This is a genomic window from Bradyrhizobium sp. (genome assembly GCF_035273305.1).
In the GTDB taxonomy this organism is placed as follows: Bacteria; Pseudomonadota; Alphaproteobacteria; order Rhizobiales; family Xanthobacteraceae; genus Bradyrhizobium.
In genome coordinates this window covers 1-16,031 of record NZ_DATEPI010000042.1, presented here as the reverse complement: position 1 = coordinate 16,031, position 16,031 = coordinate 1, and the positions used below count along the sequence as shown (strand labels likewise).

At 60.8% G+C, this 16,031-nt stretch carries 18 protein-coding genes; 10 read left to right on the top strand and 8 right to left on the bottom strand.

All coding sequences use genetic code 11. The features are described from left to right. From VJV58_RS02845 to VJV58_RS02835, 3 genes are all read left to right on the top strand, one after another. Positions 1-596: FliH/SctL family protein (locus VJV58_RS02845; protein ID WP_324135818.1), on the top strand; the 596-nt coding region annotated here is incomplete at its 5' end. A gap of 17 nt (positions 597-613) precedes the next feature. Beyond that, positions 614-964 carry a flagellar motor switch protein FliN gene (gene fliN / locus VJV58_RS02840; RefSeq protein ID WP_324135817.1) on the top strand — a complete coding sequence of 117 codons (351 nt, stop codon included), beginning with the start codon at positions 614-616 and terminating at the stop codon, positions 962-964. A 57-nt stretch (positions 965-1,021) separates the two neighbouring features. Beyond that, a complete protein-coding gene (locus tag VJV58_RS02835; RefSeq protein ID WP_324135816.1) occupies positions 1,022-2,407 on the top strand; it encodes a sigma-54 dependent transcriptional regulator in 1,386 nt (461 codons plus the stop codon). Between the two features lie 39 nt (positions 2,408-2,446). On the opposite strand, the gene VJV58_RS02830 is transcribed toward VJV58_RS02835, so the two are convergent. After that, positions 2,447-2,653, bottom strand: a complete 207-nt coding sequence (locus VJV58_RS02830; RefSeq protein ID WP_324135819.1) for a hypothetical protein — start codon at positions 2,651-2,653, stop codon at positions 2,447-2,449. A gap of 178 nt (positions 2,654-2,831) precedes the next feature. Here VJV58_RS02830 and VJV58_RS02825 point away from each other — a divergent pair, with 178 nt between their 5' ends. Both VJV58_RS02825 and VJV58_RS02820 read left to right on the top strand, forming a co-directional pair. Continuing rightward, positions 2,832-4,127 (top strand): O-acetylhomoserine aminocarboxypropyltransferase, encoded by a 1,296-nt coding sequence (locus VJV58_RS02825; protein WP_324135815.1) that lies wholly within the window; start codon positions 2,832-2,834, stop codon positions 4,125-4,127. Positions 4,128-4,130: 3 nt separating this feature from the next. Further along, the gene (locus VJV58_RS02820) at positions 4,131-4,913 is read left to right on the top strand and encodes an alpha/beta hydrolase (protein WP_324135814.1); all 783 of its coding nucleotides are present in this window, start codon (positions 4,131-4,133) and stop codon (positions 4,911-4,913) included. A gap of 9 nt (positions 4,914-4,922) precedes the next feature. Here VJV58_RS02820 and VJV58_RS02815 read toward each other — a convergent pair whose 3' ends face one another. Continuing rightward, positions 4,923-6,137, bottom strand: a complete 1,215-nt coding sequence (locus VJV58_RS02815) for an LLM class flavin-dependent oxidoreductase (RefSeq protein ID WP_324135813.1) — start codon at positions 6,135-6,137, stop codon at positions 4,923-4,925. Between the two features lie 179 nt (positions 6,138-6,316). Here VJV58_RS02815 and VJV58_RS02810 point away from each other — a divergent pair, with 179 nt between their 5' ends. Continuing rightward, the gene (locus VJV58_RS02810; RefSeq protein WP_324135812.1) at positions 6,317-7,426 is read left to right on the top strand and encodes an ATP-dependent RecD-like DNA helicase; all 1,110 of its coding nucleotides are present in this window, start codon (positions 6,317-6,319) and stop codon (positions 7,424-7,426) included. 94 nt (positions 7,427-7,520) lie between these two features. Here VJV58_RS02810 and VJV58_RS02805 read toward each other — a convergent pair whose 3' ends face one another. Further along, complete coding sequence (locus VJV58_RS02805; protein WP_324135811.1) at positions 7,521-8,597, bottom strand: flavodoxin family protein; 1,077 nt, start codon at positions 8,595-8,597, stop codon at positions 7,521-7,523. A 203-nt stretch (positions 8,598-8,800) separates the two neighbouring features. Between VJV58_RS02805 and msrA the strand changes: the two genes are divergently transcribed. From msrA to VJV58_RS02785, 4 genes are all read left to right on the top strand, one after another. Further along, positions 8,801-9,520, top strand: a complete 720-nt coding sequence (gene msrA / locus VJV58_RS02800) for a peptide-methionine (S)-S-oxide reductase MsrA (RefSeq protein ID WP_324135810.1) — start codon at positions 8,801-8,803, stop codon at positions 9,518-9,520. An 87-nt stretch (positions 9,521-9,607) separates the two neighbouring features. Further along, positions 9,608-10,021: a peptide-methionine (R)-S-oxide reductase MsrB gene (gene msrB, locus VJV58_RS02795; protein WP_324135809.1), complete on the top strand. Its 414-nt coding sequence runs from the start codon at positions 9,608-9,610 to the stop codon at positions 10,019-10,021. 103 nt (positions 10,022-10,124) lie between these two features. Continuing rightward, positions 10,125-10,289 (top strand): DUF3309 family protein, encoded by a 165-nt coding sequence (locus tag VJV58_RS02790; RefSeq protein ID WP_324135808.1) that lies wholly within the window; start codon positions 10,125-10,127, stop codon positions 10,287-10,289. A 220-nt stretch (positions 10,290-10,509) separates the two neighbouring features. After that, positions 10,510-10,806: a hypothetical protein gene (locus VJV58_RS02785; protein ID WP_029584330.1), complete on the top strand. Its 297-nt coding sequence runs from the start codon at positions 10,510-10,512 to the stop codon at positions 10,804-10,806. 81 nt (positions 10,807-10,887) lie between these two features. Here VJV58_RS02785 and VJV58_RS02780 read toward each other — a convergent pair whose 3' ends face one another. The 5 genes from VJV58_RS02780 to VJV58_RS02760 all read right to left on the bottom strand — a co-directional run bounded on the left by VJV58_RS02780 (position 10,888) and on the right by VJV58_RS02760 (position 15,657). Next, positions 10,888-11,436 carry a DUF4112 domain-containing protein gene (locus tag VJV58_RS02780; RefSeq protein ID WP_414641383.1) on the bottom strand — a complete coding sequence of 183 codons (549 nt, stop codon included), beginning with the start codon at positions 11,434-11,436 and terminating at the stop codon, positions 10,888-10,890. A 163-nt stretch (positions 11,437-11,599) separates the two neighbouring features. Continuing rightward, positions 11,600-12,013, bottom strand: coding sequence for a DUF5413 family protein (locus tag VJV58_RS02775; RefSeq protein ID WP_324135806.1), 414 nt, complete (start codon positions 12,011-12,013; stop codon positions 11,600-11,602). A gap of 55 nt (positions 12,014-12,068) precedes the next feature. Next, positions 12,069-13,622 carry a hypothetical protein gene (locus VJV58_RS02770; RefSeq protein ID WP_324135805.1) on the bottom strand — a complete coding sequence of 518 codons (1,554 nt, stop codon included), beginning with the start codon at positions 13,620-13,622 and terminating at the stop codon, positions 12,069-12,071. Between the two features lie 37 nt (positions 13,623-13,659). Then, positions 13,660-14,952: an adenylosuccinate synthase gene (locus VJV58_RS02765; protein ID WP_324135804.1), complete on the bottom strand. Its 1,293-nt coding sequence runs from the start codon at positions 14,950-14,952 to the stop codon at positions 13,660-13,662. A gap of 375 nt (positions 14,953-15,327) precedes the next feature. Continuing rightward, on the bottom strand, positions 15,328-15,657 hold the full coding sequence (locus VJV58_RS02760; RefSeq protein ID WP_324135803.1) for a hypothetical protein: 330 nt from the start codon (positions 15,655-15,657) through the stop codon (positions 15,328-15,330). Positions 15,658-16,031: the final 374 nt, after the last annotated feature.

Here is a 16,031-nt window from a genome sequence, read left to right as displayed (position 1 = left end):
TGGACTTCTCCGAACCGGACAAGTCCCGCGAGCGGCCTGCGACGCAAGCGGAAATTGCGCAGAAGATCGCGTCCGCCGAGGCCCGCGCCTATCGAGACGGATACGACGCCGGACAGCGTGAGGCAAAAGCGGAAAGCGATCGACGAGTCGCGTTGGCGCTTGAGGAGATCGGAACCGGCATTAAGGCGATCGAGGCCCGCTTCTGCGGCATCGAGACCAGGATGGAAACCGAAGCCGTTGACGTCGCTGTCGCGGTGGCGCGCAAGCTCTGCAGCGAGTTGCTCATGCGTGAACCGCTTGGCGAAATCACGAGTCTGGTAAGCAATTGCTTCTCGCATCTTGTGTCCACGCCGCATCTGGTCGTGCGCGTCAACGATTCACTTTACGAGATCGCGCGCGACCACGTCGAACGGTTGGCGAAGCAAAGCGGGTTCGATGGTCGAATTGTTATTCTGGCGGAGCCGGAAATCGAAAGCGGCGATTGCAGGATCGAGTGGGCCGACGGCGGCGTCGTGCTGGAGCGCGCGGCCATCGAAGCCAAGATCAACGAACTTGTCGGGCGTTACATGGCGTCTCGCAATCAGGCCGCAAATTAGGCCATGGGGATTAGAACATGAGTGACACCGATGGACAGGTCCCGCTTCCGGACCTCAATGCCGCGGATACCCCCGCGATCGACGATGTCGCCTACCAGGATGACGAGCAGGCGTCGCGCGTCGCGGCCGATCTGGAGGCGGTGTTCGACGTGCCGGTGCAGGTCTCTGCCGTGCTCGGCCGTTCGAAGATGGATGTCGGCGAACTATTGAAACTCGGGCCCGGCACCGTGCTCGAATTGGACCGGCGCGTCGGAGAAGCGATCGACATCTACGTCAACAACCGGTTGGTGGCGCGTGGCGAGGTGGTGCTGGTGGAAGACAAGCTTGGCGTGACCATGACCGAAATCATCAAAGCGGAACGCACCTGAAGGCTTTGCTAGCGATATTGCGCCCGAAATGCGCGAACAGACGAACAGGAGATTGACATGCGGCTTCTCATCGTTGGCACATTGAAAGGCCAGCTTACGACCGCCACCAAAATCGCAATGGATAATGGTGCTTCCGTCACGCATGCGGAGGACCAGGAGCAGGCGATGCGAGTGCTGCGCGGCGGCAAGGGGGCCGATCTGTTGCTGGTCGACGTCGCGCTGGACATCCGAGACCTCGTGATGCGGCTCGAGGCCGAGCACATCCACGTTCCGATTGTTGCTTGCGGCATTTCGAACGACGCCCGGGCCGCCGTCGCGGCGATCCACGCCGGGGCCAAGGAATACATCCCGCTGCCGCCCGACCCGGAATTGATCGCAGCGGTACTTGCAGCAGTGGCCAATGATTCACGCGATCTGATTTACCGTGACGAGGCCATGGCAAAAGTGATCAAGCTGGCGCAGCAGATAGCCGGTTCCGACGCCTCCGTCATGATCACCGGAGAATCCGGTACCGGAAAAGAAGTGTTGGCGCGCTACGTCCATACCCGCTCCAACAGAGCCAAGAGGCCATTCATCAGTATCAATTGCGCTGCGATCCCCGAGCATCTTCTGGAATCCGAACTGTTCGGCCACGAGAAGGGCGCTTTCACCGGCGCGGTCGCACGACGGATCGGAAAATTCGAAGAAGCCACCGGCGGCACCCTGCTGCTGGATGAAATTTCCGAAATGGACGTGCGGTTACAGTCCAAGCTGCTGCGCGCCATTCAGGAACGGGTGATAGATCGAGTCGGCGGCACCCGGCCGGTGCCCGTCGATATCCGCATCATCGCAACGTCCAACCGTAACCTCGCGGACGCCGTTCGCGAAGGCAGCTTCCGCGAAGACCTGCTATTCCGGCTCAACGTGGTCAATCTGAAGATACCGCCGCTGCGTGATCGTCCGGCTGATATTCTCGAACTGGCGCAGCACTTCGCCAAGAAATACGCCGAAGCCAATGGCGTACCGCTGCGGCCGATTTCCGCGGATGCACGGCGCGTGCTGACCGGGAATCGTTGGCAGGGCAACGTCCGCGAACTCGAAAACACCATCCATCGCTCTGTTCTGATGGCACAGGGTGATGAAATCGGGGTCGAAGCCATTTTGTCTCCAGATGGTGATCGGCTCGATTCCCCCAAGACTGTGCCGGCAGTAGCTCACGCTACCTTCGCCGCCGAACAGGTTACACGGGCTTTGGTTGGCCGCACCGTTGCCGACGTAGAGCGCGATCTCATTCTGGAAACGCTGAAGCATTGCCTCGGCAATCGTACCCATGCCGCCAACATTTTGGGCATTTCGATCCGGACCTTGCGCAATAAGCTGAACGAGTACGCCGATGGCGGATTGCCGATCACGCCGGCCGGCGCGGGCGACTATCCCCGCGCTGCCGTCACGGCGAACGGGTGAGCGCAACAATTCTTCAAGCGAACCAAAGCAAGGCGGCGCTCATATCCCAGCCGGATTGCTACGCGACTTTGCTGAGCTGGCCGGCAAGGCCCACGAATAATTTGGTGCGTCCGGCTTGCGAAAGATATGGATGGGATCGCCCGGCTGGAGTTGGCCTCCGGTGATCGCCGAATAAGCGTAGAGCGCGAGATAAACAATCGCGATCGCACCGACAGCGTAAAACGCAAACGCAGCCAGACGTTTCATGGGCCGAAAGCTCCAGCTGCGCGACTGATCTGATTAAGTGCGGCATGCACGCCTGGTCTCCTCATGTTCCCTAGCCGCACAATGCCACCGGCATGCGGCTCAAGCGGGACTAACATTCGAACTCCTTTTATGGCACATCGTGGTTCAGTCCCGTCTGGCAAATCCGGCCGAGTTCAACATGCCCACACCCAAGCCGCCCGATTTCGAGACCTTGAGCCTGCATGCCGGTCAGCACCCCGATCCGGTCACCGGCGCTCGTGCGGTCCCGATCTATCAGACCACGTCTTACCTTTTTCAGGATTCCGACCACGCCGCGGCGTTGTTCAATCTCGAGCGCGCCGGTCATATCTACACCAGGATATCGAACCCCACCACCGCCGTACTTGAAGAGCGGCTTGCGGGGCTTGAGGGTGGCGTCGGCGCGATCTGCACAGCGAGCGGGATGGCTGCCCTTCATCTCGCGATTGCGACGCTGCTCAACGCCGGCGACCACATCGTCGCTTCGTCATCGCTATACGGCGGCAGTATCAATTTGCTTACCCACACCTTGCCGCGGTTTGGGATTACCACCACTTTCGTGAAGCCTCGCGATCTCGACGGGTTCAAATCAGCGACCCGGCCTAACACGCGCATGCTGATCGGCGAAACCATCGGCAATCCCGGCCTGGAGGTGCTCGACATTCCGAAGGTCGCCGAGATCGCGCATCATGCAAAAATCCCGCTGCTGATCGACAACACTTTCGCGACGCCTTATCTCAGCCGTCCGATTGAGCTTGGCGCCGATATCGTGATGAATTCGACCACTAAGTGGATCGGCGGTCATGGCATCGCAATTGGCGGCGTAATCGTCGACGGTGGCCGTTTCGATTGGCGCGGCTCCGGCAAATTCCCGGCGCTGACCGAACCGTATGCCGGATACCATGGCATCGTGTTCGACGAGCAATTCGGACCGGCCGCGTTCATCATGCGCGCACGCACCGAAGGCTTGCGCGATTTCGGTGCGTGTCTCTCGCCATTCAATGCTTTTCAATTGCTGCAGGGTGTCGAGACGCTCGGTATCCGGATGGATCGGCACATCGCAAATACCCATGCAGTGCTCGAATTCCTCTCCGCCAACAAAGCGGTCGAATGGGTGCTGCATCCCTCGCTGGAAAGCCACACGGATTATCAACTGGCAAAAAAACTACTGCCGCGCGGTGCGGGATCGATCGTCAGTTTCGGCATCAAAGGCGGCCGGCCTGCGGGCAAGAAATTCATCGAGTCGTTGCGCATGGTCAGTCACCTGGCAAATGTCGGCGATGCCAAAACCCTCGTCATTCATCCCGCCAGCACCACTCATCAGCAGATGGACTCCGCCCAACTGAAAGCTGCCGGCATCGGCGAGGAATTGGTGCGGCTGTCGGTCGGCATCGAATCGGCCTCCGACATTATCGATGATCTCAGCCAGGCGCTCCGTATCTCGCAGAAGGCTTGAGCGATGAAGCTATCATTGAATGGCGTTGAGACGTTCGTCGCGACCGGAGGCCGGGACTTCGATCGCTCGCAACCCACGCTCGTGCTTCTGCACGGTGCTGGGTTCGATCATACCGCCTGGGCGTTTCACAGCCGGTGGTTTGCGCATCACGGCTTTGGCGTGCTGGCGCCGGACTTGCCGGCGCACGGCCGCTCTTCTGGCGCGCCGCTGCGCACCATCGCGGAGATGGCCGACTGGACCGCAGCCCTGCTGCAGGCGATTGATGTCGCAAGCGCCACACTGGTCGGTCATTCCATGGGTTCGCTAATCGCATTGGAAATCGCCGCGCGTCATCCTCAAAAAGTTTCGGCCCTTGGACTGATTGGCACCGCTGCCGCTATGACCGTTGGCCCCGATCTTCTCAAAGCCGCGGAGGCGAACGATCACGCGGCCGTGGACATGGTTTCGATCTGGGGTCTCGGGTTTCGGGCGGAGCTCGGCGGCAGTCTGGCACCGGGCCTGTGGATGCACAGCGGCGCGCAACGCGTGCTCGAGCAGTGCCGTCCCGGCGTGCTGTTCAGCGATTTGTCGGCCTGCAACGATTATCGTGACGCGCTGGCCGCGGCGGCCACTGTGAAAGTGCCGACCACGGTCATTCTGGGCGAGCGCGACATGATGACCCCGGCGAAGGCCGGCAGTTCCCTCGCAGCCGCGCTGCCGAATTCGCGCCTGGTTGTGCTGCCAGGCGCAGGTCACATGATGATGATGGAAAAGCCCGACGAACTGCTGGCGGCATTACGAGCTTAAGCGCGGCTGCTACCCGGCCACGCTGACGGCTGGCTTCGCGGGCGAAACGTTGACGGCCAGCTTGCCATACCGATCCTTGAAGGCTTCGGTATCGATCTCCTCAAGCTTGATGTTGCCGCTCATGACGCCCGCCTTCCAGGCATCATGCTCGGGATCGTCGCGGAATTCCGGCATGACCTCTCTAGCGAACAGTTCCAGAGAATCGCAGATATGCTCATGGCTGTTTTTGCCGGCCTGATTGAGCAGGATCACCTGGTCGATGTGCGAACTCCGGAATCGCCGCAACTTTCTGCCGATAGTCTCGGGCGATCCAATCAAGCCGCCACGCAGTGCGGCCTCCTGCGCTTCGGGGTTTTCGCGCTTCCATTTGTTGTATTCGTCCCACATGTTCACGGTGCCCGGAGCCGGACGCTGACGGTTCTGCGACGCGCCATAAAAGCGTAGCGCGAACTGGAAGAAAGTCGCGCCGTCGGCGCGCGCTCTCGCTTCCTCGTCGGTTTTCGCGCACATGAAGAACGAGACCAGCGCCATATTCGGGTTGATCTCGTAGTCCGCGAGTTTCTTCAGCCGTTTGGTGATCGCATTGTAATAGGCATGCACCCACGCGTGCGCGGCATCGGCGCTGACGAACTGAAACCCGAGCGCCCCAAACCCGTGCTGGCCCGCGCGCTCTATGGTCGGAAGTTGCGAACAGGCCATCCACAGTGGCGGATGCGGCTTCTGCACCGGCTTCGGAACAACATTGCGCAGAGGAATGTCGAAATACTTGCCGTGGTGTTCGCTGCCTCCGTCCTTGAACATCGGGAAAATCGCGCGCACCGCCTCCTCGAACACTTCTTTTTTGGTTTCCATGTCGCGGCCGAACGGCGTCAGTTCGGTGATTGAAGCGCTCTCGCCCATGCCGAACTCGACGCGCCCATTGCTTAGCAGGTCCAGCACCGCAACGCGCTCGGCAACGCGCGCGGGATGATTGGTGGTGAGCTGAAAAATGCCGTGGCCGAGCCGGATGTTCCTGGTGCGCTGACTGGCGGCGGCGAGAAATGATTCCGGAGACGGCGAGTGCGAATATTCTTCCAGAAAATGATGTTCCACCACCCAGGCATGATCATAGCCAAGCCGGTCGGCGGTCTCCAGTTGCGTCAGCGCATCCTGATAAAGCTTGAGCTCGTCGCCGGCATGCCAGGGACGTGGCAGTTGCAGTTCATAGAAAATGCCGAATTTCATCGCGTCTCTCCCGGCACGGCTTGTTTTCTCCACGCAGTGTATTCTCGTGCGGAGCCGAGTCCAGCCTCGGCCAATTCCGCGCCGCGGAAGCCGGCTTGCGCCGGGCGCGCGAATGGTTAGTTTCGGCTGGCTCGCGAGTCGTCGCCCATGCGAACGACATTTCCCTGCACCGAGAACTCATGCCCACATTCACACCGCATCAGGATTCCGCGCTAAAGGCTGTTGCCGACTGGCTGAAAGCAAAGCCGGGCAAAAAAAGCACCCCGCCGATTTTCCGGTTGTTTGGCTATGCCGGCACCGGCAAGACCACGCTGGCGCGCCACATCGCTGAAGGCGTCGATGGCGAGGTGAAATTCGCAGCCTTCACCGGAAAAGCGGCGCTGGTGATGCGCAACAAGGGTTGCGATAACGCCTCGACGATTCACTCGCTGATCTACCGCGCGCGTGAATCCGGAGTCGAGCAGCCGAGCTTCGAATTGTGGGACGACGCGCCGGCATCAAAAGCAAAGCTGATCGTGATCGACGAATGTTCCATGGTCGATGCGGAGCTTGGCCGAGATTTGATGTCGTTCGATTGCCCGCTGCTTGTGCTCGGCGATCCGGCGCAGCTGCCGCCGATCCAGGGCGGCGGTTTTTTTACCGACTGCGAGCCTGACGCGATGCTGACGGAAGTGCACCGCCAGGCGCAAAACGATCCGATCGTGCGGATGTCCATGGACGTGCGCGAAGGGCGCGAACTCGACATCGGGCGCTACGGCGAAAGCGAGGTGGTCTCGCGCGCCGAGCTGGACCCGGAGCGGGTGATGAACGCCGACCAGGTGCTTGTCGGCCGCAATAACACGCGGCGCGCCTACAACATGCGAGTGCGACAGAAGCAGAAGATCGATGACCCCTTGCCGGTGGCCGGAGACAAACTCGTCTGCCTTCGCAACAATCGCAAGAAAGGCCTGTTTAACGGCGGGCTGTGGCGGGTAAAATCGCGCGCGCAGTCGAAGTCCAAGATCATCACCATGCGGCTTTCGCCGGATGAGGATTTCGGCCACAAGGTCACGAAAGTATCGGTGCGCGGCGACTGTTTTGGGGGTGCGATCGAGAGCATTCCTTGGGAGCAGCGCAAGCCATACGACGAGTTCGACTACGGCTACGTGCTTACCGTGCACAAATCGCAAGGCTCGCAATGGGATGACGTGGTGCTGTTCGACGAGAGCTTCGCGTTTCAGGACAGCCGGGCGCGCTGGCTCTATACCGGGATTACCCGCGCGGCGAAGCGGCTGAGTGTAGTGGTGTAGGCCCTGCCCTAGGCTAGCGCGCTTTCGAGCTAGGTGGACGCCGGTTCGCGTGAAGAAAACGCGTCGGAAGAATAAGCTAGACGCTGTACGCAAATCATTTCGGAGTGGGATCGCGCAGTCCCTCATCGGGTCTTTCGTATTTACCGGCGCGGCTCAATTGCACGGCTCTGCCGAGCGCGCGCGCCGCGTTGCGCGTTTCCTCCTGAAAGGGTTCATCATTGTCCAGCGCCTCGTGGGAGGTCGCATAGGGCTGCATGTAGCCGACGTAACCATCCACTTCGGCGGTCCGGCCGACTTCGACAAGTGACATATCAGTAAGCCAGTCCACTAACGAACGGCGCAACGTTTCGGCGCCTGCGCTATCGGCATGAACGACCACTCCGAAATGCCGTCCATCGAGATGGCGCGGATAGGGCCAGCCTTTCAATTCCAGCGCCTTGGCCTCATCGACTTTCTTGCCGTGGGTCGAGGATGGATCGGGGTTGCCGCCATCGGCGCAGACCAACCGGTCCATCATCGCCTTCAATCCCGTCGGCGCGTGATACCAGTTCACCGGCGTGATGATCATGATCCCGTGGGCTGCGACCCAGAGCGGATAGATCTCGTTCATCCAGTCGTCGGTCTGACCCAGCGCGTAGTTCGGGTAGCAACTGCAAGGCCAATGGCACAGCGCCATCGAGGTTCCAACGCAGGTTTTGCACGTATGAATTTGCTTGCCGAATTCGGACGTAACTCGGCTAAGGTCGAGTATGTCGACCGCCAAGCCCATTTCCTGAAATACAGGTTCGGCAATTTTGACCAACCGCCAAGTCTTCGACATCTCGCCTGGGCAAGTGTGTTCGCTGCGTGAAGACCCGTTGATCACGAGGATGCGCGGTCTCTCGTCGGCATCATCGTGGCGCCGTTGCGCGGTCAGTATGGCCTCGCGCGCGGCAAGCCAATCCACCGAAATCTCATAGTTTGGATCAGCAAATCCAGGACCAGCCTTGCGGGTATTGGGCGCCTTTCTCGAATTGGCATACCCATCCCACGCCGCTTCCACGATTGCGTCGAGTTCTCGCTGCAACCCTTCGAACACCGGATCGGCGAAACGGCTGCGGTATCGCTTGTCGAATTCCTCGCGCGACAATTGGACCGGTGGCATTCCCTTACGAACGTCAACAGACGCCATGACCCAGCTCCCATTGTTGATGATTGAACGATGAGCCCGCTGATCCAATCCCGTGGCGGGATTCGCGGTTCAGCGCCCGTCCTCAGGAAAGGTGCTGTTTTTATTCACGAACTCGTGTCCATTCCGCTGTAACAACGCTCCGTCACCCGCGTATCTTGGAGCAATCCAGACGCGTCAATCGCCCCAGCTCAAGAGGAAGCCCAATGTCTCGCCCCCCCATCAGCCGCGCATCGCTTTACGCCGCCGCCCTCGGCGCACTGGCGATCGCTTTTTTTGGTGCCGCGCCGACGCGCGCATCGGAAGACGCCGTGGTCATCCCTGCTCCCGCACAAGACGTCCAAGGTTCTGATAGCATCCAGACCGCCGTGCTCGCGGGCGGCTGCTTCTGGGGCGTGCAGGGCGTGTTCCAGCACACAGCCGGCGTGGTCAACGCGGTGTCGGGCTATGCGGGCGGCAGCAAGTCAAGCGCCGATTACAACATGGTCTCCACCGGCACCACCGGACATGCCGAGTCCGTTGAGATCAAGTACGACCCGAAGAAGATCAGCTATGGCAAACTGCTGCAGATATTCTTTTCCGTCGTTCACGATCCGACCCAGTTGAACCGCCAGGGGCCGGATAGCGGCACGCAGTACCGTTCCGCTATCTTCACCACAAGTGACGAGCAGAAGAAGGTAGCGGAGGCCTACATCGCCGAGCTCAACAATGCCAAGGTCTTCAAAAAACCGATCGTGACCAAGGTCGCACCGCTGCAAGGGTTTTATCCGGCAGAGGCCTATCACCAGGATTACCTGACGCTGCACCCGACCAGGCCTTATATCGCCTATAATGACATTCCGAAGATTGAGAACCTGAAGAAGCTGTTCGCGGCCAACTATATCGAAAAGCCCACCTTGGTGAGCAGCGCCAAGGTCACCAACTAATAGCGGATGTGATGAGCCCGGGCGCGCTTTGTCGCGCGACCGGCGTTAGGTTTGTTGCGAGGGGCTGCGCAGCTTAAGGAGCAATTGATGTCGGACACCAAGACAGTGGCTGAAAAGGTCGTAAAGAGCGACGCCGAGTGGCGCAACGAACTGACGCCGATGCAATATGCGGTGTTGCGTGAGAAGGCGACCGAGCGGCCATTCTCCGGCGAATACGAGCATGAGCAGCGGCCAGGCACATATGTATGTGCCGGCTGCGGCGAGACGCTGTTTGAGTCGGATGCGAAATTCGATTCCGGCTGTGGCTGGCCGAGTTTCACGGCGCCGGCTGAGCCTGGCCATGTCGACGAGGCACGCGATGTCAGTCACGGCATGATCCGCACTGAAGTCCTGTGTGCGAAGTGCAATGGTCATCTCGGCCACGTATTTGAAGATGGCCCCGCGCCGACCGGGCTGCGCTATTGCATCAACTCCGCCGCCCTGAAACTCCGTCCGAAATAGACCTCACGCCCGGTTCCGCTGCTGGAACCCTGGCTGGCAATGTGCTTCCTTCCAGCGGGGCCGCGGATCGAGTCCGCGTCGGGCCTCCGTTGGGGAGAGTGCGATGTCACTCGGATTGATACTCCTTATTATCGTTATCATTTACCTGCTGGGCGGCTTCAGCGGCCGTTTTGGCGGCTACGGCTATGGCATGGGCCACTCCGGAATGGGCTTGGGCGGCGTCGTTCTGGTCGTATTGATCGTCCTGCTCGTCCTCGGCAAATTATAGATCGCTAAGGCATTGAATTCGAAGCGATAATCCAGATGGGATGGCCTGCGAGGGGCTTATTCATCATCGGGCCGTTCAGGAGTCGCATTTCCGTCAAACGAGCCTATATTAAAGGCTGTCCTGAAATGACGTGTGCCGGCGCGCCTCCAGTTGGCCCGCCCGTGCGATCCGTTCGCGGTCCTTGATCGCGTTCTCACTAAAAAGATCAGAGGTCCCTGACATGGCTTCCTTCAGCTTCAACACCGCTGCCGAGTTGTTTCCCGCCGCGATCCGGAAGAAAAAGCGAGCGGGTTTTGCGTATCGGCGATTTGGCACTGCTGCCGAAGCGGTTCGGTTTGCGATTGAGGAGTTGCCGGCGGATTCGTTGAACGGCGCCTATCTCCAGGTCGATGAAGCACGCTTTGACCAGAGCGGCATCCGCACGCTGTATGAAAGTCAGGACTTCCCGCTGCCGCGCCGTCCACGTGCGCCCGAGCCCGCGCCTGCCAGCGACAAGGCCGACGCCGACGCGGCATAACTTGCCTCTAGTTGCGCTGCCCTCGGGTCAAGGCCCGGGGCATGCGTCGCATGCTCCTGATCTCTCTGAAACTGGAGCGCGCTAGCGCGGCTGTCTATCCAACCAGCGCCTCAGCATGCGCGCGTTGCGCATGTTGGCGCGAAACAGCACGTCGAAGGCGTCACCGGCTACGGGCACGGTGCCCACAACACCCTGGATTGCGACGTTACCAAGCATCCGTGCGGTGATATGCCAGGGCGCGCCCAGCGCACGCGCCTCGCGTACCAGCCATAGCGACAGGGCGGTGGCAATGATGTCGCCGACCACCGGAATCAATCCGATAATGCCATCAATGCCGTAGCGGATGTTCGTGCCTGGGAGGATGAACGCGACATCGAGCAGCTTCGCGACCGCATCGAGCCTCGCCAAGCGCTGCTCTCGTGTGAGATTGCCGAACGGATTGCCCATTCCACCGACGAAATCGAAATGGAAGCCATGGGCTTGCCCGCTCAAGGTTTCCTTCGGGATTTCGCGTCCGTCCTGATCGATGATCGGGCCCTGAAAGCTTGCCCGGGAAGATCCACGACCAGCTTCGCCGCCGGAACGGCGCGCGCGCTCCGGCGCAAGAATTTCTTCGTTCGACATGGGCATGAAATGGTAACGCGGAAGCTCGCCGCAAGTTGCGTCATGCCGTCGCGGCTCAACCGACCGCGCGTCGAGGGCGTCAGACCGAAGCCGCGCGACAGCAATTCAAACATGACAGATCGTCAATACCGCAACGGGATGTCGCTGGTTCCGGCCGAGGCTAGCTGTTTCAAGCGCGCGCCGGCTCATCAATGGCCTCATGGGCAAGCCACGAGCAAACTACACCGGGGATAAATCCAACCAGTCCGTACAGGATGAATTGGATCGCGCCGCTGTCCGGGCCACGCGAGCCATAGAGCAATTCCGCGCCAAAGAACGAGAGCACGCCCACGAACAGCATTCGCAGGACCGGCCGGATACGTTCGACATGGAACAGGATGTCATCAACCGCCGCCATCATCAGCGTCGGCAGAATGCCGAAGAAATAGCTGTATTGCAGGGTCTTGGCGAACACCACGAACAGCTTGCGGACCTCGGCCAGGTCCGTGTGAGTCCAGTAACCGGAGGTGTAGGTGGTGACCAACAGCAGAACGAACCCGCCGAGCAGCGGCGCCAGCGCCGCAAAAATCAGGTATCGCTTCATGCTCCTCCTCGCGAATCCAAGCGAACCCCAGAGATGACCAGATGCAGGCCCGCCGCTATTCCCCCCACGCCGCGAAAGCGTCGTTGAAGGCGCGCTCGCCCGGGGCACCTTTTTCGATGGCGATGATGGCGCGGCGCTGGTTGACATAGACCAGGGGCACGTCAAACCAGGAGCGCTCCTTCAAAAGCTGCACGTTTCGTGCGCGGTCGGTATCGACGTTCGACAGGCCGACAAGGAAGAAGCCATCGGTGACCTTGACCGCAAGCCCAGCGAGCGGCGTGCCGCGCGCCTGCTCGTTCGATTTCATCAGGATGCCCGGCACATTGCCGACACCCCCGCCGGTGAAATCCTGCGGGAGGATAAAGGTCAACTCCGCGGTATGACTCGCCGGGAGCGATGTGTCGGTGTTGCGGCGGAAAGACATCGTCATCTTGAACTTGCGATCGGGAATCTCGATGTCGGCGCGCACAGCTATATCGGGCTTCTGACCGGCCGACGCCTTCACCTGTTCGGTACGCCAGATCACCGAGCCGACATACTGCTTGCCCTTGGGATCGGATGGATCCTCATCATACAGCACTACCCGCTGGGCGACCGGCGCGAGCTGCTCTGAGGGCGTCGGCTGCCCGACGCGATCGGGAATTTTCGGCTTGCTCAGCGCCGAGTTGTCCTTTGGCGCTTCCACCGTCGTGGGCGAGGGCTTCAAAAGTCCGCTGACGCTCGTGACGAGAGACTTGCCCCACAAGATCGCCGCGCCGACCAGGATCAGGACCACGCCAACGGCGATCGCGCTCTTGAAAGGAAACACGACACCGGAGCGGTCGCGTTTCTTTGGCTCGCCATTCGTCGGGGCGCGCGGACGTGCGGGTTGCGGCAGTGATGGGTAGCGCTCGGCTTCCTCCGCGGATTCATCATACGAATATGGCGCTTCGGAATCGCCGCCGCGATTTTCCATGCTCGGCTCAAGTCGCTCGAATTCCGGCGACGGCGAAGGCACATTGGCATAAGTCTTCCGCGCGGAGCGGCTGGCCTGGGCCGCGGCTCGGCCGAGATCGTCAGCATCGGCGGCGATATCGCGGAAGCCGCGCATGCCGGGAGCTTGCTGCCCATTATTATCGGAGCTGCGCCGCGTTCCGCCTGATGCAGCGCCATTCGGCGGCAACTGCGGATCCTGCATCGGTACATGCGGCTGCGTGGACTGCTGACGCGGCGCGGCATCAGTTCGAAGATTGCGGGGGCGCTCCTCCTGTCCGGGCCGATCATTCCGGGAAGGGGGACGCGGACGTGAGGACGGAGCAGCGGCATCGCCCTGTCGCGGGCCTGGGCGCGTGGTGGCACGGAATGCATCGCCCGCGCGGGCACCTCCTGCCGCCGCGCGTGGTACTTCCCGCGCGCGCTGGGCGGCTTCGGATTCGACCTTGCGCACCGCCTCTTCCAACGACAACCGCTCGCGAGTGATCTCTGATTCGCTGAGGGGCGGATCGACGCTGCGCAGTTGCGCGATCAGCGCTGCGCGCGCTCGCTCGTAAAGCGCGCGGCGGCTCTCGCCGGGAGCACTCGGGTCCAATCCGGCGATGGCTCGGGCGATCAGCGGGTAGTAATCAGCCATCTCTGTTCAACATTGCGGACGTTCCAGTCGCATCTCCTTAGGCCTCGAAGGGATTCTGTACCAGAATAGTATCCTCGCGTTCCGGGCTGGTGGAAAGCAGGGCAATGGGACAACCCACGAGTTCCTCGACCCTCCGCACATATTTAATGGCCTGGGCTGGAAGGTCCGCCCACGAGCGGGCGTTCGCCGTCGGCTCTTTCCAACCTTCGATGGTTTCGTAGATCGGTACTACCCGGCCTTGGGCACCCTCGCCTGCCGGCAAATGGTCGATTTCGTTGCCGTCCAATCGATAGCCTACGCAGACCTCGATGGTTTCGAAGCCGTCGAGAATATCAAGCTTCGTCAGCGCGAGCCCATTGATGCCGCACGTCCGCACCGTCTGCCGCACCAGCATGGCGTCGAACCAGCCGCAGCGCCGCTTGCGCCCGGTGTTGACGCCGAATTCCTTGCCCCTGCGACCGATCTCCTCGCCGATCGCATCATGCAGCTCGGTCGGGAACGGTCCTTGGCCGACGCGGGTGGTGTAAGCCTTGCAGATACCTAGCACGTAACCCACGGTGCCCGGCCCCATGCCGGTCCCCGTCGCCGCTTGCGCTGCGACCGTGTTGGAAGAGGTGACGTACGGATATGTCCCGTGGTCCACGTCAAGCAAGGCACCCTGCGCGCCCTCGAACAAAATTCGCTTGCCCTCGCGTCGCTTCAGATCGAGCAGCCGCCACACGGTCTCCGCGTAAGGCAGAAGCTGCGGCGCGAGTTGAGTCAGCTCTTTCAGGATCGCAGCACCGTCGATCTCTTCAAGCTTGAGCCCACGGCGCAACGCGTTGTGATGTGCCAGCAGGCGATCGATCTTGTGCGGCAGCGTATCGAGATCGGCCAGGTCCATCAGCCGGATCGCCCGCCGGCCAACCTTATCTTCGTAAGCCGGGCCAATGCCGCGCCGTGTGGTGCCGATCGCGGTGATCGCGTTCGAAGACTCTCGCAGCGCATCGAGTTCGCGATGCAAGGGCAGGATCAGCGTGACGTTCTCGGCAACACGCAGATTGTCCGGGCTGACGGCGACGCCCTGACTTTTCAGTTTGCTCACCTCATCCAGGAACGCTCGTGGATCGACCACCACGCCGTTGCCGATCACCGACAGCTTGGAAGGGCGCAACACGCCGGACGGCAAAAGCGCCAGCTTGTAAGTCTCGCCGTTGATGACGAGTGTGTGGCCGGCATTGTGACCGCCCTGGAAGCGCACGACGATATCGGCCTGCTCCGATAACCAGTCGACGATCTTGCCCTTCCCTTCGTCGCCCCATTGAGCGCCGACGACGACAACATTGGCCATTCCGGGGTATTCCCTCTGCAACCATCATCACACGAACATCACGAACCGGGAAAGAATCGGTGCCCATTTCCAAATTCGCGCGCCCAGCCCAAATCACGGCCGTGGCCGCTCGCATGCGAGGCACACACCCGATAAAGGAAGCGCCCTATGGACGCAAGCAAGAACGCGTCAGAAACAGGGATCGAAACAGCGTTCAACCCCTTGATATCCCCTAAATTTTTGATGGGAAACGCGGCCTCCAGGTCCAGCCGCGAGCGTGGCCGCTGACGGCTTACAGGATTCGATCATCGCGCTGAGGGTTGGGGCCGAAGGCTGAGGGGGATCGCGTCCGACCCGGCGGCGGCGGGCCGCCGGATGGGCGCTGAGATGCAGCCGTCAGGCTGCGAGCGCTGTCCGCTCGGTCGATCGCAGACGAGCCGGTTTTCCGCCGGGCGGATTCCTCGGCGAATGATCGAGGCTCGACAGTGCCTCCAGAATCTCGTCAATCGAAACCATGCGCTTTGCCCCGGGGATCGCCCGTAGGGATGGGCACGATGTCACCGCCGCTGCATCGGAAGCCCAGGAGGCCAGGATCGCCCGCTTCTCTGCGCGCGACAGCGTCGTGTCGGCCAGGACATCCCGCGGATGATCGAAAACCGAACCGGGATGTAAAATGGCATTCAGGTCGTACACATTTTCATCAAAGCTGCGGTCTAGCTCGGTCATGTTGTCCTCCTAAACTCCTTTCGTTTGGGACGAAAATCCACTTAGAAGAAGGTGACCCAAGTTCAAGATGCTGCCGGAAAATTTTTTTGGCCTGCTTCCGAGTTGCAGGCCGGTCGCCCGCAAATGGCCCCAGCAAAGCGCGGCGGCGCTCGAGGCGTAACAGCCGATTTACCAAAAAATCGCGCTCGGTCTTGAAACCGAAAAGGCGTTTGCTAATTTCTTATGCGCCGCGATACGCGGCCCGGGCGCCTTTCGGGGGCTCGGCTAAGACGGGCGCCGGTGGTGTCCGGCACCTGCTTGTAACCATCTTGCTCAACGGAGGATTTGGCTATGAGAACATACGACTTCGCTCCCCTCTGGCGGTCGACCATCGG